A 20566-nucleotide genomic window follows, 5' to 3' on the forward strand; every position below is an offset into this window, starting at 1 on the left:
CTTTAACCGATTTCCCGAAGCAATTCGGGCAGCGGGGCAAGCGTTGGTAGCTGTCGAAACCGGTCGCTGTCGGCGGGCAGGTCGGCATGTTCGAGATCCCAGACGAGTTCATGCGGCACATGCACGCCCCAGCCTCCGGCCTGCAGCATCGGCGTCACGTCGGATTTGACCGAATTCCCGATCATCATGCCCCGGTCGCTTCCATCGCCATGACGTTCGAAGATTCGCCGGTACCGATCCGGCGTTTTGTCCGACACGATCTCTACCGCCTGAAACAGTTCGCCCAAGCCGGATTGCGCCAATTTGCGCTCCTGATCCATAAGATCGCCCTTGGTGATCAGGATCACCCTGTGTGTCTGAGCCACCGCGGATACGCTTTCAGCCGCATGCGGTAAAAGGTCGATAGGGTGTGCGAGCATTTCATGCCCGAGGTCGAGAATTTTACCGATCGTCGCCACGGGAACCTGCGAATCGGTGACTTCGATCGCGGTTTCGATCATCGACAGAACGAACCCCTTTATGCCAAAGCCGTAGCGCAGGAGGTTGCGCTTTTCTGCGGCTAATAGCCTCTCGTTCAAATGATCCGGTTCCGCGAATTCCCCGATAAGCTCGGCAAAACTGTCCTGTGACAGCCGGAAGAACCTTTCGTTGTGCCAGAGCGTGTCATCTGCATCGAATCCGACAGTGGTAATTTTTTGCAAGTCGCCCCCCAGCAGACACATTGGTCTTTAATAAACTTGTGTTAGGGTTATATACACTTCGATATCCCACACCAATGTCGACCTGAACAGTTTCCTGCCATGACGCTTTTGCAAATTTCGATGTCGAACAAACAGGATGACGGTACCGATGATGCCGTCATCGTGGAAACGCGTCCCAAGTCAAAGCGTCCACCGCTTTACAAGGTGTTGCTGCTGAACGACGACTACACGCCGATGGAATTCGTGGTTCATGTGCTTGAACGGTTTTTCGGCCTCAACCATGCGCAGGCATTCGAGATCATGCTGACCGTTCACAAGAAAGGGCTGGCGGTCGTGGGCGTGTTCAGCCACGAAATAGCCGAGACAAAAGTCGGTCAGGTCATGGATTTCGCGCGCCGCCATCAGCATCCGTTGCAATGTACGATGGAAAAAGAAGACTGACGTTTTCATGTCACTTCGACTAAGCCTTGCCCTTTCAGAGGGCGGATTGGCCTTGCCGTCCGAGGGAAGGATCGCCGTCTTTCACCCTGTCGCCGGTACTGACCTCTCGATGCTCGACCAGGGCCGGGTCGTGATCGTGCAGCCGAATTTTCCTGATTTCAGGTTCTTTGAGAATGCCGGTTTCGACGTGAGGACCTCGGCAGAGGATATCGTCGATCCTGTTGCCGTTTCGATTGTCTTCCTGACAAAGGCCAAGGCGCAGGCGCTTTCCCTGATCGCGCTCGCGATGCAAAAGAGCACAGACACGGTCGTAATCGACGGCGCAAAGACCGAAGGCATCGACAGCATTTACAAGGACCTCCGCAAGAGAACCGATGTGTCGGCCGCGCTCTCCAAGGCGCATGGAAAGCTGTTCTGGCTGGGTTCACATCCCGACAAGGTTGCGGACTGGCTTGTTTCGGCAGAGCAACGGGTGGACGAGTTCCTGACCGCGCCCGGTGTGTTTTCGGCCGATGGTATCGATCCGGCCTCGGCACTGCTTGCCAAGACGCTGCCGCGCAAGCTGGGGCGCCATGTGGTCGACCTTGGGGCGGGGTGGGGTTTCCTCGCCTCTGCGATGCTTACAGACAATAGCATCGAGACGCTGGATCTCGTCGAAGCCAACCATGACGCGCTGTCCTGTGCGCGCCAAAACGTGACCGATCCGCGTGCCCGGTTTCACTGGGCGGATGCACGCGACTGGGAACCAACGGAACGTATCGACGCTATCGTTTCTAATCCGCCTTTCCACACGGGGCGAAAGGTCGATGCCGATCTGGGGCGAGATTTCATACGAACGGCGTCTCGTATTCTTGGTTCGTCGGGACATTTCTGGATGGTTGCAAACCGGCATCTTGCTTATGAGGCCGTTTTGAAGGAATGCTTCGCAGAGGTAACAGAGCCAACAGGCGACAACAGGTTCAAGGTCCTTCATGCAAAACGCCCGATCCGTTCGCTGCGCTAATCCCCGGTAAACTCCTGCAAACGCCGTGAGCCAAGGAGGCTGTCATGTCCTTTTCCATCGCCGGTAAAACCGCCATCGTCACAGGGGCGGCCAATGGCATCGGTCTCTCCATAGGTCGGCTGTTTGCTGAAAAAGGCGCAAACGTCATGTTCGCCGATATGGATGAAAAGGCTTTGGTCGCCGAATTGGGGGACCAGCTCGAAGAAGGAAATATTCGCTCTTTTGCGGGCGATCTGCGCGAGAAGCTGACGATTGCCAACCTTGTTTCCGCCACTCTGGATTCCTTTGATCAGATCGACATTCTGGTGAACGGCGCGCGCCAGATCCAGATGACGGATCCGCTGGATGGCGATGACGAAACCGTTCAGGCGATGCTGTATAACAATGTCATGCCAGCTTTGCGGCTTAGCCAGCAGGTGTCCAAGCGCATGATCAAGCAGGCCGAGGGCCGTACCGAGGGTATTGCCGGTTCCATCGTGAACATCAGTTCGATTTCTGCACGGCGGACACACCCGGAACTGATGGGCTATTCCATCAGCGCAGCAGCGCTCGACCAGATGACGCGCTCGCTAGCGGTCGCGCTTGCACCGCAACGTATCCGGGTGAATGCCGTCGCGATCGGTTCCGTCATGAGCAATTCCTTGCAGACCTTTCTCAAGGAAAACCGCGCCTATCGTGCAGAGATCGAAGAATGCACGCCGCTTGGTCGGATTTCGGCGCCGAGCGAAGTTGCAGAGGCGGTGCAGTTCCTGTGTTCGGAGGCGTCCAGCTTTATGACCGGCCAGATCGTGACGGTCGACGGCGGTCGGACCCTGCTTGACGCAGTGCCCGCACCAGCGCATTGAGGGTCGCATGGCAGAAGAGTTCACATCCGAAAAAGCCGAGGCATCGGCGTGGTTTCGACAGCTGCGAGACGAAATCGTAGATGCCTTTGAAGAATTAGAGCAAAGCCACGACGAGGGGCCGCTGTCGGACGCCGAGCCGGGCAGTTTCGATGTCACACCGACCAAGCGAGAGTCGAGCGACGGCTTGGACGCGGGTGGTGGCCTGATGAGCGTGATGCGCGGTGGTCGCGTTTTCGAGAAAGTCGGCGTGAACGTCTCGACCGTGTTCGGCACCCTTGGCGAGCGGGCGCAGATGGCCATGGCGGCGCGCAAGGGCATACCGGGAATGACGGAGGATCCCCGGTTCTGGGCCAGCGGGATCAGCCTTGTCGCGCATATGCAGAACCCGCATGTGCCTGCCGTTCATATGAACACCCGGATGTTCTGGACCCCGCACGCGTGGTGGTTCGGCGGCGGGTCCGACCTGAACCCCTGTATCGAATACGAAGAGGACACGGCGCATTTCCATGGCGAGCAGCAGGCGCATCTCGACCCGCATGGGAAAGCCCACTATCCCCGGTTCAAGGAATGGGCGGATGAATATTTTTACATCCCGCATCGCAAGCGGGCGCGAGGCGTCGGTGGTATTTTCATGGACGACTATTCGACCGGCGACTGGCATGCCGATTTCGCGCTGACGCAAGATATCGGGCGCGCCTTTCTGCCTGCCTATGTGCCTCTGGTCAGAAAGCGCATGGCCACGGCGTGGGATGAGGCTGACAAGGATGCACAACTGGTGCATCGCGGGCTCTATGCCGAATATAACCTCGTTTACGATCGGGGGACGAAATTCGGACTGGAGACGGGGCATGACGCCAACGCGGTGCTCATGAGCTTGCCGCCACTGGCGAAATGGGTCTGAGCGCTCTGGCTGCTCTTGAGTTTCCAGCCTGACTGCGGCGGCAGGAAAACCTCGACCGCCGCGCTTGCGATCACAATCATGGTACCGGCTTCGGGGTTTTCTACGTTGAGACCGCCCTTGACGGCTTGGACCGTTACCTTTCCGTGGGGCAGTTTGGTTGAAAGCTGGTCGGTATCCACCTGCTCGGGCCGCTGAACGCCAATGGTGACTGACACGCGCATATCGGTTTCGGCTATGCTCAGCGATTTGATTATCGGAAGAGATGAATGGCGGATCGCATCCTCGATCGCCCGTGCGGCCGCTTTGGTATAGTCCTGACCGTACTGGTCGTTGCCCATGCCCATTTCGATGATGACGCGCTGATCAGTCATTGGCCTGTTCCATAGCGAAACTTACGGAAAGTGCGACGTTGGCGATGACCGTTGCATTGCCATCGCCATCGGGGCGCGGAATGTCGAGGCCGCCAGCAACCACCCGGATTTCCGGCTGGCCGTATGGGAAAATATCAAGCAGAGCCTCGGCATCTACGGCCTCGGGCTGCTGAACGCCGATTTCGACAAGGATGCGCATGGCGCTTTTGTCGAAACCGAAAAGTTCCGCCATGTTGATCGAATTGTGCCAGAGGGCATCCGAGATGCCGCGACGCGCCGCTTCGGTGTAATCCCCTCTGCGCAGGGACGTCCCCATGCCGAATTCGGTAAGCACGCGGGTCATCGCAATCCTCTCAAGTTATTCTCGCCAGTCGAAGAAATCCGGACCCGCCAAGTCGAGTAGCTTAACGGCCATTTCCCGGCCAAGCATGGCGCCGTCTTCCACCGGGCAGGTCTGATCGTCGTCAATCGCTTCTGATCCATCGGGGCGAAGCACCTGTCCGCGCAGGCGCAACTCACCGCCGTGGAGTTCGGCCAATCCCGCGATCGGCGTCTCGCAGGACCCGTCGAGCGCGGCCAGAAAGGCACGTTCAGCGGCAAGGCGTTTGCCGGTCTCTGTGTCGTGCACCGCTTCCAGCATGTTCGCGACCCGCGTGTCGTCCGAGCGCCGTTCAATGCCGATCGCACCCTGCGCCAAAGCAGGCAGCATGTCATCGACGTCGATGGCTCGCGCGGGCACATCGGTCATCCCAAGGCGGTTCAACCCGGCCATCGCGAGGAACGTGCATTCGGCAACTTCATCGGCAAGCTTGCGCAGGCGGGTTTGGACGTTGCCCCGGAATTCGACAACCTGAAGGTCGGGCCGCCGGTAAAGCAGTTGCGATTTCCGGCGCAAGCTGGATGTTCCTACGACTGCGCCTTCGGCCAGTTCCCCGATCGAGCCGACTTTGAGCGAGACGAAGGCGTCGCGCATATCCTCGCGCGGCAGATAGGTGTCAAGCAGCAGCCCCTCGGGTTGCAGAACCGGCATGTCCTTCATCGAATGGACGGCAATGTCGATCTTGCCCGTCAGCAGATCCTGTTCGATTTCGCGGGTGAACAGCCCCTTGCCGCCGATTTCGCGCAGCGCCCGGTCCTGCACACGGTCACCGGTGGTCTGGATCACAACGACTTCGAATGAATCCGGTTCGAGGTCAAAGGCATTGCCCAGCCGCAGGGCGGTTTCATGCGCTTGCGCAAGAGCGAGCGGAGAGCCGCGCGTGCCGATCCTGAGCGGGTTGGCGGGGGAGGGGAGATCAACTGTCATGTCTCTGTCTCTAATCGTCGCAACGAAGCGTGACAACTGGTCTGACGCTTGACATTTCGCTCTCTGGCCGCGACCCATCGAAAAAGCATTCATGGGGGGCGATATGAGCCAGAAGAAACTGTTGCGCGCCTTGGCGGGCGAAACTCTCGAAACCCCGCCGATCTGGATGATGCGGCAAGCAGGCCGTTATCTTCCCGAATACCGCGCCACGCGGGAAAAAGCCGGGGACTTTCTGTCGCTCTGCTACAACCCTGAACTTGCAGCCGAAGTGACGCTTCAGCCTATCCGCCGGTACGATTTCGACGCGGCGATCCTTTTTGCGGATATCCTGCTGGTGCCCCAGGCGCTGGGTGCGGACCTTTGGTTCGTGACCGGCGAGGGGCCGCGTCTGTCGACTGTCACGTCGCGTCGCGATCTGGATGCGCTGAAACCGGTCGACGTTGTTCACGATACACTCGGTCCGATTTACGAGACCGTGCAGATTTTGTCGCGGGAGCTGCCGTCGGACACGACGCTGATCGGTTTTGCAGGAGCACCGTGGACGGTTGCGACCTATATGATCGCTGGCAAGGGAACGCCCGATCAGGGGCCTGCGCACTTGCTGCGGCAGGAAGACACCGAAGTTTTCGAAGGCCTGCTGGACCTGATCACGGAGGCGACTATAGAATACCTGTCGCGTCAGATTTCAGCGGGTGCGGAATGCGTTAAGCTGTTCGACAGCTGGGCCGGCTCTCTCTCTGGCGAGGCCTTTGATAAATATGCTCTGGCACCGGCCGCGAGAATCATTGCTGAGCTCAAGGCGCGTCATCCGGGCGTTCCCGTCATCGCCTTTCCGCGCGAAGCAGGACCGAAGTACGAGGGTTTTGCCAAGGCGACCGGCGCGGACTGCGTCGCTCTCGACAATTCCGTCGATCTCGACTGGGCGGTGGAACATGTGCAGCGCGATGGTTGTGTACAGGGCAATCTCGCGTCATCGCACATGGTGACCGGGGGGCAGGCGCTTGTCGACGAGACGCGCGCCATTGTAGATGCCTTTTCCGGCGGCCCGCATATCTTCAATCTTGGCCACGGTATCACGCCGGATGCCGACCCTGATAACGTTCAGATCATGATCGATACGGTTCGGGCGAAATAGTGTGATTTCAGGCTTGACGGCCCGGCCTACCTGCCTTACGTCCGGCCTCGCTTATGGCGGAGTAGCTCAGTTGGTTAGAGCAGCGGAATCATAATCCGCGTGTCGGGGGTTCAAGTCCCTCCTCCGCTACCATTGCTTTCATTGGTAAATTTGGCCTCCATGCTTTGACGCTTTTTCATAGTTGGGCGCTCAGTTGGGAATCTTTGTTCTGTTTTCGTGCGCTTCCAGCTTCTGAATCGCTGAAACACCAAGCGCCGAATCGCGGCTTAGATAGTGTGCATCCAAAATTGCAGCGACGTGACTCAGCTTGTGACCGGTAATCGCTGCGATTTCGGCGGTAGAGCATCCTGCAACCGCCAATCGCGTCACGGCGGTTCCGCGTAGATCGTGGAAGGTCAGCCCATCGACACCGGCTTTCTGGCAAGCCTTACGCCATGAGGCGCGGAAACCGGACTCCGTCCAAGCGGTTTTTCTGGTGGTTGCGAGGATGGTTACGGCGGTTTTCGGGGTGGCCTCTAGCGCGGCTTTCAATGGCGCGCCAACAGGAATCACCACGCGCGCGCCGGTCTTTCTTTGGCGCAAGCGTATAGCTTGGCCGTCAAAAGCGGACCAAGGCAAGCGTAGCAGGTCGCCTTGTCGTTGCCCGGTCCACAGCGCCAGAGTGAACGCCAGCCCAATGTGGGTCGGTGCAGTTGCCAAGAAATTGGTTTCATCGTCTGCGGACCAAATGTTGTCGATACGCTCAGACCGGTAGACCTTGCCGGGGCGTTCGCACGGGTTTCCTGGAACCAAGCCACGGTCGTAAGCCCATGCGATTATTAGAGCTAAGACAGAATAAGTGTAATCCGCTTGGCGTCTGGATTTCTTCGCCAATTTGTCCCGCCATGAAAGGAATTCCCCCCGCGTGGCACGGTCAGAAAGCGCGGCAATCGGAAAGTCAGAGTATTCGGATTCGATCTTGCCCACATGCCGGACATAGTCCCGCCTTGTTCGGGGGGCTAAGTCGAGAAACTTGGGGCTTTCTTGATAGAGATTTAAAACAGACTGTAGGGTTCCAACGGGGGATTTGACCTTGGCTGCCAAGGCGGCGTTGTAAGCCTCTACAAACTCCGGGTCACCCGGTTTTCCCGGTAGACTAGGGCCACCCTTCCAAGCGTAGTAGTAGGTTGCTTTGCTACCATCTGCGAGGCGTTTGGAGACTCGATTCAGACCTTTCAGGCGGACGCGCATTTTTTGGTAGCCTTCCATTGCTCCAGCGGTGACAGCGTTTCATCTTCCAGATTCGTTTTTTTGCTTGTGATGACACTAATCGTCCCGTCAGGCTGCACATCTATCCGCGCCACGTCCAGTCCAGCCGATTGAGCGGCTTTTAAGGCGCGTGTCACGTCGCTTTGGGTAAAGGATGCAGCCCGACGAGCCATGCCTTAGAAAGAGCCGTTCAAACGGGTTACGATGGTGCCAGCGCCTGCGTTGGCCGTGATAGCCACGCCGACTCTGGTGTTGTCGGTCGCGGTGACAGTCAGTTCGCTGTTGGTGTCATCCCAATATACGGTATCCCCTACGGCAATGTCGTCAGCCGTTTTTTTGGGCAGATCGAACACGCCAACCGTGGACAGAACCACGGGCTTACCAGTCTGGGCATCACCGTTGGCTACGCCGAACAGGTTGCCGATGATGACTCCCGCGCCGGACAGCACGTCATTCGGGGAGTTAACGGTGATGTTGTCACCTTTTTGAATGTAGTTGCGCATTAGTTCAGTCCTTTTGAGGTTTGAAAAAGGAAGGTCTGGGGGCTTTTGATACCCATTGCCTGCCGTTCCAGGTCGTTGATGTAGGCGGCCAGTCGGGGGGCAGAGGCGCGATTGTATTCAACCTGCTCGCCGTTGCCGTCCCGGAAACTGACGGCCAGTTCCCCGAGTTGCAGGCGGTGGTAAGCCGCCCGCGCCTCGGTCAGTTGTTCGCCCGGCGTGGGCATTAGGAACCTGCGTTCCGGTAAGCACCGCGCCAGTCAGACCAGCCCGTTCCAAAGTCGAGGAACGCGCGGTATTTGATACCCAAGGTGTCCCAAGCCTCTGCCCGTTGAATCTGGACGCCTTGTGCGCTCGCAAGATAGCCGTAGACCAAGGACGCTACGCGGGCAGGATCGGCAAAGACAAACCATTGGTCATCCGTGATACGCGGTTCCACCAGCAGCGACAGCTTGCCAGTCCATGCGTTTACGTCGCCAGTGGTCGCGGCATAGATAGCTGCCAACAGCTTTTCGGCGTCGGTCTCCAGTTCCGGTCCGACCAAAAGATACTTGGGCGTTACCGAAAGCAGCGTCTTACCATCCAGCCCCTTGAAACCGCGCATCGCCTTGCGCGCGGCTGACAGGGTGGTCTCGCTAGGCGCTGCCCCGGCGGCTGCCAAGTTGCCCCGGCTGACGTCGAACACGGGAGTCCCGTCCGAAAGGTTTGGATTGCCGGTCAGCAGGGCCACCATTTCGTCCGCCTCTGTCTGTGCAGCGGCTTCCCCGAACGCAGCGGTCATATCGCCCAACAGGTTCAAGTCATCGTTGACCAAAAGGTTGCGGCTGACGTTGATCCCGCGCGCGTAGGTTTTGAGGGACATGGACTCACCGTTTTCCGCGCGGCTGGTAGCCTTGATTTCGCCGGACTCCGCGATTTCCTCAAGACGGCCCATTTCGCCTAGACGGATGCTGGTGGACGGTTTGAAGTCACGCAAGACACGCTGACGGCCAAGCTGTTTCAGCGGCGACTCGGCGGCCTTGTAGGAGTCGGCTGCCACCTTACCCATCGCATTGCTGACAACCAGCGGGAAGTCAGACGTGCCGTGTGAGGCGCGGGTGAACACGTCATCGGCGGACAGGCCACGCGTGGACACGCCAGAGCGGGTCAGACTATCGCGCGCCATGTCCAGCAGACTATCGCCCATGTACTGACGTGCATCGTCTGGGCAATCGCCCCCAGCCATGCGAACGGCCACGGCGTCAGCTTGACGGCGGGTGATAACAGCGGGATCGTTGTTCTGGGGCGCGTGGGTGCGGATGACGGGTGCGGTCCGGGTCTGGGTCGCGTCAAAGACGGCGGCCTTGGCTTGATCCAAGGTGACTTCTTGGTCGATCAGGTCGTCGGCGGTTTCAGCCGACAGGCCAGCGGAACGGACAAGAGTCCGAATGGTGGAACGGCGGGTGCGCTCTGCATCCTGTTCCGTGGTGTTTTCAATTACATCGGGCATGTGGACTCCATTGGTAGCGGCGCGATTTTTGGGGATACCGCCCGCGCGCGCCGGTTCAGCGGGGGCTTTGGCATGGCGGACGCGCGCGTTCGGGTCGGCCGGATTGGTGGTCAGTGTGACCTCTGTAAGGGTCCACGCGGTCGGGGATTTCTGACGTTGACCGTCCGCCCCGGTGGATTCGGCCCAACCGCTGACACGGTAGCCGATGGAAACGCCTGTCAAGCTGCCGTCTGCAATGCGCTGGGCAATCGGATCGGTGTCAGACGCGGAGGACAATTGCAGCTTGGCTATGATTTGATTGCCATCCACGCGGGTTGAAACAACGCGGCCCAATAGGTCACGAACCGAGTCCGTTTTGTGGGAGTCGAGCAAGGGCATCCCCGTGCTGGCGGCCAAGGTTGCGGGGGTCAGAACCTCGTTGAATGGTCCCCGTGCATCCCGGCGCGTCACGGGGGTCATCGTGGCTACCACGGCTTCGAACGTCCGAGTTTTCGGGTCATAGCTGTTTGCGGTTGTCGCGGTGCGGGTCAGGGGCGGGATGGGATCGTGAACAGTCATTTGGTGTCTCCGGTTTCGGCGGCAATTTCGCGATCCAGATCGGCGCGGTTCCAACCCAAGGAAGCCACAGCTTGCGTCCGGCTTGTCAGCTTTGCGTCAATCTGGGCGACAAGGGCTTGGGTGTCCTTGAGAGGGTCCACCTGTTGCGCGCGCGGCGTCAGCCATTCCACCTTGAATGCGGGGGCCAGGTCTGGGACGGTATTGCCGGACAAGTAAGCCCGGGTCATCACGCGCCGCCAAAGCGGGGTCAGGACTTGCGGGACAAGCTGGTGATAGCAAAACTGTTCAATTTTTGCCCGGAACGGCAAAAGACCCGCCCGCAGGCTGGAATAGTTCGCGTTGGAAAGGTCCCCGTCCAGCAAGTGCTGGGGGACGCCAAGCCCCGCTGCAATCTGTCCAAGGGTCAACTTGGCAAAGGCAATTGAATCCTTAGCTTCTTGTGGGCTGGAAAAGCGGATGTCCTTACCGCCGGGCAGAGTCCGAATGACTCCGGGTTCCAGCGAGACGTCCGCCCCCGACTCTTCGTCGGGATAGGGACCCGCACCGCCAAGGTTATTATGGTCCACGATGAACCCGGTGTGCAGGGCAGAGACACGGCAACCGACAAGCAAAGCGTCCATAAGCCCATCAAATTCGGTCAGGGTCAGCAGGACCGGCGCAAGCCAAGACACGCCCCGAACCTGACCGGGGCCAAGGGGGCGCATAAGATGCAGCATATCCTTTGCGGGAACCCGGATAGCGTCGCGGGACGTTGGGAACAGATCGGTCGGGCGTTGCGTTTGGACGTGATATGCCACGCGGCGACCCCGGGCGTCGTATTCAACCCCGGCGGCGATGTAACGGCCTTGCCCTAGATCGGCGGTTTTGGATTCGTCCACCATTTCAGCCGGGATCAAGCGGACCTGAATCCCGTCGCGGTCTTCTTCGACAACCGCGAAGGACTCCCCGTCCACCACGCAAGCCAGAACCATTTGGGCCAACAGGCCGCGCAGGTCAGTGCGGCCTTCAACGTCCGCAGTTTCCGCAAATTCTAGCCAAGTCTGATTCAGGTCGTCACGCAGATCGGCGTTCGGGTGCGCCGACGCGGGTTCAATGCCAGCCCCCACGGCCTCTGCCATAATGGCGGAAACTCCGTTGGCGATGTAGCCGTTGTTTGCGTATGCGTGACGGGCGCGGCTGCGCACAGGTGCGGCGGCGGCAAGCGTTTCGGTGGCGTTGGACCCGTAAGACATGAACGCAGACCCACGGCGTCCGCCCGTTGCAGCGTCAAAACTGCGAAACTCTACGTCGTTAGGTGCGGTGCGTTTGAACAAGTGTGCGAACGGGAAAGCCATAATCAAAGCGCAACCGACTTGATATGATCCAGAACAGGTTTCGCAATCAGTGTCACAGGCCAAAGGGTGATTTGGTGCGTGGTCTGGGCTGTGTTTTTCGGGTCATCAGTTACCCCGATAGCGGCCAAAGTCCCCATTTTCGCGTTCACTTCACCCGGAAGTCCAACTTCAACAAATTCAGGATTCACTATGACATCCACGCGCGCCCAAATGGGTTTTCCCGCCTTTATTGCCTCTATGTGTCTTTCGAATTCGGGACGGCCATTCGTGTTGTCGATGGCGCGTAATTCCGAGAGAATTGCACCAATCAGATTCCAGCCAGAACCACTAAGGCTGGCCCGAATGGCAGTTACGGCAGCTGCTGTATCTGCTTCGCTGAAGGAAGCAGCACGGCCTTGGCTCGGTGGAGTGCTAGTTTTCAGTAGCCCTTTATCCCGAAGCATCCGTGCCCGTTCGTAGACCCGCTTACATTCACTTTTGTCCAAGCGGTCTACCGCGCAAATCGCTTCGGTGATGTCTCTTAATGTTGCGTTCATTTTCCAGCTCCTATCGGTGTATGAGAGAATCTATATCAACTTGCGGAAATTTATGCAAGATGCTAGAGGTCTGTATGTAGGTGTCGAGAAACGCAGGGGGCAGCTTCCGGGTAGCCCTCTGCAACCCCGGCCGATCTTGGAGGTTAGAGCAGTGACAGACCCGAAAACTGAAAAATGGCTGCGTAGCTTGAGCGCAAAATCACTTGCCCGCGTGGTACTGTATTATTCGCAAGACGTGCCGCCGAGTCAGGCATTAGAAGCGTGCCGCGCTACATTCTGGCGACTCGGAATACCTTGCCCACGCGACATCGCTGCGCTGGCGACAGACGGTCAAATACGCGACAGGGAAATGGCCACTTGGAAGAAAATGCCCGTGATTGGTTTACTTACTGCAGCGCAGAACCTTTAGCTATCCTGTTCGAAGAGGAATGTCCGAAACGAACACCTTTTTTCCCACATCTGCTACGCCAACGTCCGACAAGATGCGGCGGAAGGCTTGGCCGCAGACATAAGGGTGCTCGGTTGGGCCAACAATCAGTCGATCCAGTAGTGACGGTATAGCCGCGCCGTGTAGTCCGTTGTCCGGATCGTCTACCAGACTAAGCGCCCAAATATTTTGTGGGACTCCCCCGACGACCACTGTTTCACAGCGCATTCCCGGGCTTTGTCTTTCATTGGGTCGGAAAAAGAGACGCCATTCCTTCTCTTCTGCGAAACCGGGATGTTTTGTCGCAATCGCAATGTTGAACAGCATGTGGTGCATGTACCCCACCAGAACGTCTGGACCCAGCTCCATCAAATACGTTCTGTTTTTTAAAATTTCATCCACAATGCCCGATAGCTTCGCGTCCAATCCAGCTTCATCCAAGTAGGATACTGGAACAGAAAAGACGCCAAGCAGGTCAGTGACAGCAGTCATTGGCGTATTGTTAACGATAAGAGCGGTATCGCCATACGCACGCCACATTGAAAGCCTGCCGCTTTGATCCTCGGAGTCGTCGTGGAGAGAAACACATGCGATATAAGTCTCTAATTCCCAGTCCGCGTTCCACTCTGTGAAGCTCGCGTCAACCTTCTCCATTACTTCTGGAAAAATATCATTCACAGCTTTCCGGAATCGATCACCCTGCGGTCCGGAAAACACTTTTCGGATAAGATTCAATCCGTAGGCAATTTCCGAAAAATCATTCATCACCATCGCATTGCGGAACCAGAGTTCGCCATTGCGTATAACTTTCATCGCCGTTTCAGCGCCAGTGTAGTAGGCAAAACGCCTGTTATTCTGCACCACGTCGAGCATTGCTTCCAAAAGGCCGGGAAGGAAAATCTGATTGTATTTAATTATGGATTCGTCGAGCTGCATGTTCCTGCCTCTTCATAATCAACGTGCGCGGCCAAGGGCTTATTTTCGGCAGGATATTTTCAGGGTGAACAAAGTTGAAGGGGGAACTTTGCAGCTTGGGATAATCCTCGTTCAGTTATACGTCTAGCCATTTCGACTTCACTACGGTCTGCCGGGGCGTGGTTTTGCCCCGGTCCGCCAATTCTCGTTCGCGCATGCCGAGATTGACCCCGACCAGCCCTCGGACCGCCAAGGCATAAACCACGCAATCCAGCGCCTCTGCCCGTTTGCCCGGAATCCGTTCCCATGACGCTTTCGGCGCGCCCCGCTGGTATTTGACCACGCGCCGTTCACTTGCCAGTTCTTCAAAGAACCGGGCGTCCAGCGTGTCGGAAAACCGGATGGACGTACCGCGCATAAGCCGTTCGGTCAGGTTGGCCTTGATACCGTCTACACCCACGATAAAGAGCCGTTGCCCTTTGGTGGCGCTTGCCCGGATTGCGGGGCGTTGCCCGTCTGCCCCTTTGATCGGCACAATCCGGCGGGACAGTTTGGGCTGACAGAACGCCAGAACCCGGTCCATCGTTTGCCCGTCTGACGAGTCCACGGCAACCGCGTCCATGCGCAGGATACCCCCGCCGGGGTGGATATGCGTCTGCGCAAGGAAAGCGTCCAGTTCGGTCCAAGGGGTGTCTGACTCGTTCACGGGTCCCCAGAACACGCGGGCGTCTACCACGAACGTATCTGTCCGCCCATGCGCCAACGTGACGGTTTCCAAGCGGTCATGCTGCACATCCACGCCGCAGGTCAGCAACAGGGTTCCCGGGGGCAGGTCCTCCAAGCTGAACGGTTCGCGGCGGTTCGCCAGCGCAGACTCGTCCAGTTCCTCACCCGCTTGCCGCCAGCCCTCTGCCATAAGTGTGTTAGTCCATGATTGCAGCAGATCGGGGTGATCCTTGGCCGCCAGAAATTCGCGGGCGATGTTCCCCCAGGACGCAGCGGGTAGGGTGGATACAAGGACGTTTGTTCTGAACCCGGCGTGGTCCTTCACGTCCGGCGCGGTTTTGACCCAACGGCCACGGTTCACCATTTCCGCCTTGCGGGTTTCGGGCTGCACCGCGCCGCAATGGGGGCAAGTGAACGCGGCGGTTTCCGGTTTGGCGGATTCCCACTCGATGTGCTGCCATGTGGGCGCGGTGTAGCCGTCACAGTCGAGACAGCAGATTTCAAAAACTCGCTTATCCGATTGAGCGTAGAGACGCAGAATGTGGCTCGTATCCTCCCAAGTCGGTGTCGACCCGGCGACAATCTTGCGGTCCGGGAATGAAAGCGTCCGGCGTTCGGCCAAGGTAATCGGGCTACCCTCTGCCCCGGATTCCATCGCGTCGATTTCGTCCAAGATCAGAACCTTGGCGTTGTGGCGTCTCAGGTTGCGGGGGGACTTGGCGGCGATGACCTTTAGCGAACCGCCGGGAAATTTGCGCGACAGCAGCGTGGAGCGGCCCGTGGGGTCAGCTTCAAGCGTCAACAGACCGCGCAATTCCGGGCTTGCCGCAAAGATCGGTTCCACGTCATCCACGATCCAGCCACGGGCGTCTGACTCGGTCGGGTGGACGGCCAAGATTGGGCTGGGGTCGCTATCGCAGTAGTAACCGACAAGCGCAGTCAACAGCGACGTGTAACCAAGTCGGACAGGCTTAACGACGCTGACCCGCTCAATTTCGGGATCGCCCATCGCCTCTGCTATCCCGCGCTGCACAGGAGTCAGAGTCATCGGCCCGGTTTGGGCGGAAACCTCGCTGGGCAGGCGAACGTGGTACTCGATCCATTCGGACAGGTTGACGGGCGGCGGCGGACGCAACGCGGCAAAGGTTTCGGCGCGGATTTCGGTAAGGGCGGCATGGGTCATTTTTGGCCCTCCAGAGGCGTTTCAGTGTCGTCGGCTAGCAAAGGTGCGGAATACGCTGAATCAGCCCCGAGGGTGATCTCCTCGCCTTCCTCGTTTGCGGTTTCGGACAAGGCTTGCATCGCACGGCGCAATTCCACGTCCAAAGCTGCCGTTGCGGGGCGGTCGAGCGATAGTTTGGCGGCGACACGGCTGGGCACGGCCAACAGGCGGGCGCGCAGGTCAGCAACGATTGTAAGCCATTCGGCCCGGACGGCATTGGCGGGGATCAGTTCCCCGCGCGCCTTTTGGTTTTGGATGTCCAGCTTGTCAGCCTGCCCGGCGGCCACCCTCAATTTCTCGTCGGCAAGGCGCGGGTCGGAATTCCTGACGGATCGGTTGCGCAGGTGTTCGGCATAGGCTTGCACGGATTGCTTGAGTGGGAAAGCAAAACCGCCGGGTACATCCACGCGGGGGATGATGGAATCCCGTGCAAGTTGGTTCACGCGGCTGGAGGTCAGCCCGAGCCACGAGCCAAGGTCTGCCGATGTGACCAGATCATCTTGGGGAGTTTCCACGGTGGGGCCAAGGTCCAAAAGTTCGTCAATTGTCGGATTTTCCATTCGGTCTGCTTTCTTGTTCTTGTTGAACCGGGGGACGGCTGGTTCAAAATTCTCAAATCGGTTGAAAGGTTGCGCTCCACGCTCCCCGCCGCCAGCCAATCCCCAGAGGGACCCGTTTCAACGGAAACTGGAAAGCCGATAGAACATTCAATCGGGTTGCCTACCCGGACCGGACAGCCGGACCCCCCTAAAGGGGGGAGTCCTGTCCGTCCCGGTTCCGGTTGAGGGGCAACGGGGCGGACGGACAGGACAATGACAGGACTCGTCCGGTGAGTCCTGATGTCTCGAAGCGTGGTTGTCACTGGTCTGGCCCCGCTACATCGTCGTCAAAGTCGTGGATTTCCACGGCGTATGGAAAAGTCAGCAGACCATTTTCGACAGCGATTTCGCCCTTTTTCAACAGCCCCTTGAATGCCCGGGTAACAGCACGGCGGCGGTTCTCTCGTTCATCGCTGCCAGAGACGTGGTATTCATCGGCTGCCCGTTTGCGCCATTCGGCTTGTTCCACAGGTCCGTTCGCTGCCATTTCTAAGAATAGGTCATATGCAGCGCGTTCGGCGTCTGTAAGTTTGGGCTTGCCGTTCTCTGCTTGGCCGGGTTCGCAGGGCAGACAGATCGGCGCTTCAACGGGTTCGCCGTCAATGTCCGTACCAACCCTGTGGCTGCCAATCTTGAACGCAATGTCCAGATCAGGCGGCCCGTTGCGGTTCTTGCGGATCATGCCCCGAACAATGCCGTTGGCGTCAGCGGGTTTGACCATGACGGAGAAGTCCAGCGCGCCGTTGAACACGGAATGGCCGCGCGGCGTGTTACCTTCTGCCTTGGTGCCGTGATGAACAAAGATGACGGCGGCCCCATACTTGGCAAGGCGCTTGCCGATTTGCACTACGCGGTTCATCCCGGCGGCGTCGTTTTCCTCTAATCCCGGCATCGCCATTGCCAGTGTGTCGATGACGATAAGCTGGGGACGGACTTGCCGCGCGGCCTTGCGCAAAGCCTCCAGATCGGCACTGCCCTTTCCTTTGATGACTCCGGGGCTGAACAGGTCGCTGACAGTGTTGAACAGATGGAACGTGTCTGCGTCCCCAAGTTCAATGTGCAGCGCGGCCACACGGCCTGCCATGCCTTCTTGATCCTCACAGGCGACGTAGAACACGGGTCCGGCTTTGGTCCGCAGGTCAAACGTAGGTTCGCCTTGGGCAATCTCATAAGCCATGCGCGGGGCAATAAGGGATTTGCCAGCGCCGGGTTCGCCAAAGATGCAACCGATTTGACCCGGGGCAATCAACCGTTTCACCACATAGTCACGCGCGGGCAGATCGGCGCATTGGCCGGGCGTCAGATAGGGCAGACCCCCCGTGGATTCGTGGTCAACCGGGGCTGGCCCAAGCAGATAGTCAATGCTGGGGTCGTCCACTATGTCGTCGTCGGGGTCGTCGTCAAAGTCCTCCGCCACGGACGGGTCGAATGGTTCACGCGCGCCCGCTTTAAGCTGGGCATCTATGACTCGCTCTACGTCTGACATGTCGCCCTTCGCGTGGCTATCAAGGTAGCCGTTCGCCGCCATAGCGGGCAACAGCGCGTCCATGACCTGTTCACGGGACAGCAGGTTGTTTGCCAACAGGCCGCCCGCCATAAAGGCTTCTTTGCAAAGGGCAGGGTTCCGTTCAACCAGCGTATTAGACAACCTTTCGGCGGCGGATTCTAGGATCGCGGCGGCTTTGTCCAAACGCCATTGGTCGTGCGACAGGTCGGCGGCGGATTGGGGGGCGCCACGGTCGGAGGCAGGTTTGCCAATAGCGCCCGCGTCAAGGTCATTGCAGTGGTCAAGGAAACGCCCGTCCACAAGACGAACGTCCGGGGCGGGACCGCCTTTTACAGCGCCGTAAGCATAGGATTGTGCAGCGGTAAACGACTCTGCGCTCAAGACGCCGCCCAAGACGCCGTTGACCCTTGCCAGCAGGGCTTGCCGTTCGCCGGGGGTCACGTCATCGGACAACGGGCAGAGAACACGCCAGCGATGACCCTTGCCGGGTTGCTGGTGGCTTGGCGTGGTATAGATCATCGCGGCAATCCCCGCACAGGCAAGAGCGTCCACGGCTTGTTCCACGGTCATCGTCCCGGCGTCATAATCGGCTTCAATCCCGCTGACGGTCGCATGGGCCGCGTTGTGTCGATAAGACCCCTTAGCGGTCGGTTTGCCAGTGAACGCGCCTAGCTTGATATGGCGCATGGCGTCCTTGCTCGCGGCCACGGGCAGGCTGGTGGACAGGTCCCGCAATGAAAGGGTTTTGGGCTTGATCGAAAGCGCCCGCCTGTCCTTGAAAACGGCCACGTCCAGCGGACGGTCCAGCGGTGAACCCACTTGCGCAGATTGCTGAATTTGTATGTTGTCACACTGCATCTTGTCCTCATTGGGTGTCGGCGTTTTCTCACGCCGTCAGCGCCGTCCCTTGGCCTCCGGGGCGGCGTTTTTCATTTTGAGTTGACGAAAGCGAAGGTTGGGAAACGGGATGTAACCTATTGAAACCAATAGGCGGGATTCAGCCCTGGTTGGGAATATTATCCAATAGAATCAATGAGATATTTTGGAATCATAATCCGCGTGTCGGGGGTTCAAGTCCCTCCTCCGCTACCAAGCAAATCATTGATTTTACCGATATTCGGGTCGCTGAGTTGCTTCTTGAGGTAACAACCTCATTCCAATTTGATTCCTATATGATGGGTGGAATTAGTAAGTTCCACATAGCGCGGGACCTGCTTTGATTGCGCATTTCAATGCTACAGGGCGTTAATAATTCGCCCCCCTTCCTCATGCGCTAGCAGCGCCGCCTCTGTATCATTCGAAAATTTTTCCGAACGGCGGATCGCATATTCCAAAATTGAGGTGCCTCTAGAATTGTAGACACCTAGCTCCCGAATTCTGAGGCGAGGAGGCCGACATGGGGAAAGCAACTGCAACGACGAATTCAAGTCGGCGGCGGTGCATCATATAACGGTGCGAGGGTCTTCAGTTCGGGAATTGTCCCGGCGTTTGGGGGTGAGCACGCATTAACCGCAAAGATGGATGAAGCTGTTCGAGGAAAGGGTGGATGCTTACCTTGATTTCTCCTGACAGCGCTTTGGGATGACAGTCCGAATGGTTGAGAAACTGTCCGCCTGTTTGAATGGCCTTGCGAACAACCAAGCGGCGCGTCAATCCGGGACGCTCGGGGTTTTTGCCATTCCCGCGATCTTCTGCCGGATAAGGCGCAGCACGCGTTTCACCGCAGGCGTTGCCTCCACCGATCGTAATTGGATCAGCGAAAACGGGACCACCGCAAGGTCCGGAGCCGTGTTGAGCCGTCGGATACGACCGCCGAACGCGCGTTCACCGGCGTAGAAGTCCGCTGCGGCCCCTGCTAACGGTGCAATTGCGTTGGTTTCGCAGATGATGGCGAGGGTCAGCAGCATGGACGAGGTGCTGAGAATCCGTTCGGGCGGGTTTAGTCCGTTGCTGAGCAGATAGGCCTCTGCTGTCCGGCGCAGCAGCCCGTTCTCAGGCTGCATGACCCAGTCATACGACAGACAATCCGCCACCTTCAGATCGGTCTTGCGCGACAGAGGATGTTCAAGACGCGCGACCAGCGACACTGGCTCGGGACCAACCTCGGTTAGCATGATCGCGCGCGTATCCATACCTTCAGGTACCCGGCCGATGTAGAAATCCAATTCGCCGGCGGTCAGGGCATCGGCTAGCTTGTCGCTCGTGTCGACATGCACCGACAGTTCGATATCCGGGTAGGTGACGCGCAACTCGCGGATGACGGGAAGAACCAGTTCGACAGCCGGTCCCGTTACGCTACCGATCCGGACGGTGCCACGTTCGCCCTTGCTGAGTGCGGTGATCTGGTGCTGCACATCGTCCAAGCCGTTCAGCAAATCGCGCGCCTTCAGGGCGAGGGTTTCGCCAGCGGCCGTCAAGGTCACACCGCGCGCGTGCCGGTCGTAAAGGCGGGCATCTACCGTCTTTTCAAGATCCGCCAGCAGCCGTGATGCGGCCGACTGCGTCATGGCGACCTGCGCCGCTGCGCTCGATACCTTCCCAGTCTCCTTAACCGCAACCAACAGACGCAGTTGGGGCAGGCGCAGGCCACGTCGGATCAACTCGTCCCGGACAGGGACGACGGGGGGCGCTGTCACGGGAATGGCGCGAGACATAATCTTCCTTTATTACATTTGTGCTATATCATTTATCTTAATCCGAATTTGATTGCTATAGTGCGCCGCGCGCATTGTCGCGACATGCCTCACGTCCCATGAGTCGCGAGGCGCAAAAAAAAGTCCGCCAGACCGCGGAGGAGCGGCG

20 protein-coding genes and 1 tRNA gene are annotated in these 20566 nt (G+C 58.4%); 6 read left to right on the plus strand and 15 right to left on the minus strand.

Going from position 1 to position 20566, the window contains the following annotated elements; all coding sequences use genetic code 11:
- Window positions 1–2 precede the first annotated feature (2 nt).
- Entirely contained in the window at window positions 3–722 is a 720-nt protein-coding gene (locus tag MF268_RS18905) for an HAD family hydrolase (RefSeq protein WP_238372418.1), read from the minus strand.
- A 99-nt stretch (window positions 723–821) separates the two neighbouring features.
- Between MF268_RS18905 and clpS the strand changes: the two genes are divergently transcribed.
- From clpS to hemF, 4 genes are read left to right on the plus strand one after another with little or no spacing between them, the layout of a single operon-like run.
- Complete coding sequence (gene clpS, locus MF268_RS18910) at window positions 822–1142, plus strand: ATP-dependent Clp protease adapter ClpS (protein ID WP_420485448.1); 321 nt, start codon at window positions 822–824, stop codon at window positions 1140–1142.
- Between the two features lie 7 nt (window positions 1143–1149).
- Window positions 1150–2145, plus strand: a complete 996-nt coding sequence (locus MF268_RS18915; protein WP_238372420.1) for a class I SAM-dependent methyltransferase — start codon at window positions 1150–1152, stop codon at window positions 2143–2145.
- A 44-nt stretch (window positions 2146–2189) separates the two neighbouring features.
- Window positions 2190–2990, plus strand: a complete 801-nt coding sequence (locus MF268_RS18920; protein WP_238372421.1) for an SDR family NAD(P)-dependent oxidoreductase — start codon at window positions 2190–2192, stop codon at window positions 2988–2990.
- Between the two features lie 7 nt (window positions 2991–2997).
- Entirely contained in the window at window positions 2998–3891 is an 894-nt protein-coding gene (gene hemF, locus MF268_RS18925) for an oxygen-dependent coproporphyrinogen oxidase (RefSeq protein ID WP_238372422.1), read from the plus strand.
- Here hemF and MF268_RS18930 read toward each other — a convergent pair.
- Genes MF268_RS18930 through hemC form a run of 3 tightly spaced genes read right to left on the minus strand, consistent with a single transcriptional unit; the run spans window position 3801 to window position 5568 of the window.
- Window positions 3801–4262, minus strand: a complete 462-nt coding sequence (locus MF268_RS18930) for a Lin0512 family protein (RefSeq protein ID WP_337926820.1) — start codon at window positions 4260–4262, stop codon at window positions 3801–3803. The genes hemF and MF268_RS18930 overlap by 91 nt on opposite strands.
- Window positions 4255–4605 carry a Lin0512 family protein gene (locus MF268_RS18935; protein ID WP_238372423.1) on the minus strand — a complete coding sequence of 117 codons (351 nt, stop codon included), beginning with the start codon at window positions 4603–4605 and terminating at the stop codon, window positions 4255–4257. Before MF268_RS18935 ends, MF268_RS18930 begins: the two co-directional genes overlap by 8 nt.
- 15 nt (window positions 4606–4620) lie before the next feature.
- A complete protein-coding gene (gene hemC, locus MF268_RS18940) occupies window positions 4621–5568 on the minus strand; it encodes a hydroxymethylbilane synthase (protein ID WP_238372424.1) in 948 nt (315 codons plus the stop codon).
- 103 nt (window positions 5569–5671) lie between these two features.
- Here hemC and hemE point away from each other — a divergent pair, with 103 nt between their 5' ends.
- Window positions 5672–6703 carry a uroporphyrinogen decarboxylase gene (hemE, locus tag MF268_RS18945; RefSeq protein ID WP_238372425.1) on the plus strand — a complete coding sequence of 344 codons (1032 nt, stop codon included), beginning with the start codon at window positions 5672–5674 and terminating at the stop codon, window positions 6701–6703.
- Between the two features lie 55 nt (window positions 6704–6758).
- Window positions 6759–6835: transfer RNA gene (locus MF268_RS18950), tRNA-Met, on the plus strand.
- Between the two features lie 57 nt (window positions 6836–6892).
- On the opposite strand, the gene MF268_RS18955 is transcribed toward MF268_RS18950, so the two are convergent.
- The 11 genes from MF268_RS18955 to MF268_RS19005 all read right to left on the minus strand — a co-directional run bounded on the left by MF268_RS18955 (window position 6893) and on the right by MF268_RS19005 (window position 20418).
- Entirely contained in the window at window positions 6893–7951 is a 1059-nt protein-coding gene (locus MF268_RS18955) for a tyrosine-type recombinase/integrase (protein WP_238372426.1), read from the minus strand.
- Window positions 7952–8127: 176 nt separating this feature from the next.
- Window positions 8128–8454 (minus strand): DUF2190 family protein, encoded by a 327-nt coding sequence (locus tag MF268_RS18960; protein WP_238372427.1) that lies wholly within the window; start codon window positions 8452–8454, stop codon window positions 8128–8130.
- Complete coding sequence (gene gpW / locus MF268_RS18965; RefSeq protein WP_238372428.1) at window positions 8454–8678, minus strand: gpW family protein; 225 nt, start codon at window positions 8676–8678, stop codon at window positions 8454–8456. The genes MF268_RS18960 and gpW overlap by 1 nt, the downstream gene beginning before the upstream one ends.
- A complete protein-coding gene (locus tag MF268_RS18970) occupies window positions 8678–10498 on the minus strand; it encodes a prohead protease/major capsid protein fusion protein (protein WP_238372429.1) in 1821 nt (606 codons plus the stop codon). The genes gpW and MF268_RS18970 overlap by 1 nt, the downstream gene beginning before the upstream one ends.
- Window positions 10495–11832 carry a phage portal protein gene (locus MF268_RS18975; protein WP_420485447.1) on the minus strand — a complete coding sequence of 446 codons (1338 nt, stop codon included), beginning with the start codon at window positions 11830–11832 and terminating at the stop codon, window positions 10495–10497. Before MF268_RS18975 ends, MF268_RS18970 begins: the two co-directional genes overlap by 4 nt.
- Window positions 11833–11834: 2 nt before the next feature.
- Window positions 11835–12368 (minus strand): hypothetical protein, encoded by a 534-nt coding sequence (locus MF268_RS18980; RefSeq protein ID WP_238372431.1) that lies wholly within the window; start codon window positions 12366–12368, stop codon window positions 11835–11837.
- A 409-nt stretch (window positions 12369–12777) separates the two neighbouring features.
- A complete protein-coding gene (locus MF268_RS18985) occupies window positions 12778–13731 on the minus strand; it encodes a DUF2971 domain-containing protein (RefSeq protein ID WP_238372432.1) in 954 nt (317 codons plus the stop codon).
- A 115-nt stretch (window positions 13732–13846) separates the two neighbouring features.
- A complete protein-coding gene (locus MF268_RS18990) occupies window positions 13847–15619 on the minus strand; it encodes a phage terminase large subunit family protein (RefSeq protein ID WP_238372433.1) in 1773 nt (590 codons plus the stop codon).
- A complete protein-coding gene (locus MF268_RS18995) occupies window positions 15616–16218 on the minus strand; it encodes a hypothetical protein (protein WP_238372434.1) in 603 nt (200 codons plus the stop codon). The genes MF268_RS18990 and MF268_RS18995 overlap by 4 nt, the downstream gene beginning before the upstream one ends.
- Before the next feature lie 298 nt (window positions 16219–16516).
- Window positions 16517–18583: an AAA family ATPase gene (locus MF268_RS25425; protein WP_238372435.1), complete on the minus strand. Its 2067-nt coding sequence runs from the start codon at window positions 18581–18583 to the stop codon at window positions 16517–16519.
- Window positions 18584–19413: 830 nt separating this feature from the next.
- Window positions 19414–20418 carry a LysR family transcriptional regulator gene (locus tag MF268_RS19005; RefSeq protein ID WP_238372436.1) on the minus strand — a complete coding sequence of 335 codons (1005 nt, stop codon included), beginning with the start codon at window positions 20416–20418 and terminating at the stop codon, window positions 19414–19416.
- Between the last annotated feature and the right edge of the window lie 148 nt (window positions 20419–20566).

Source organism: Heliomarina baculiformis (assembly GCF_019966545.1).
In the GTDB taxonomy this organism is placed as follows: Bacteria; Pseudomonadota; Alphaproteobacteria; order Rhodobacterales; family Rhodobacteraceae; genus Heliomarina; species Heliomarina baculiformis.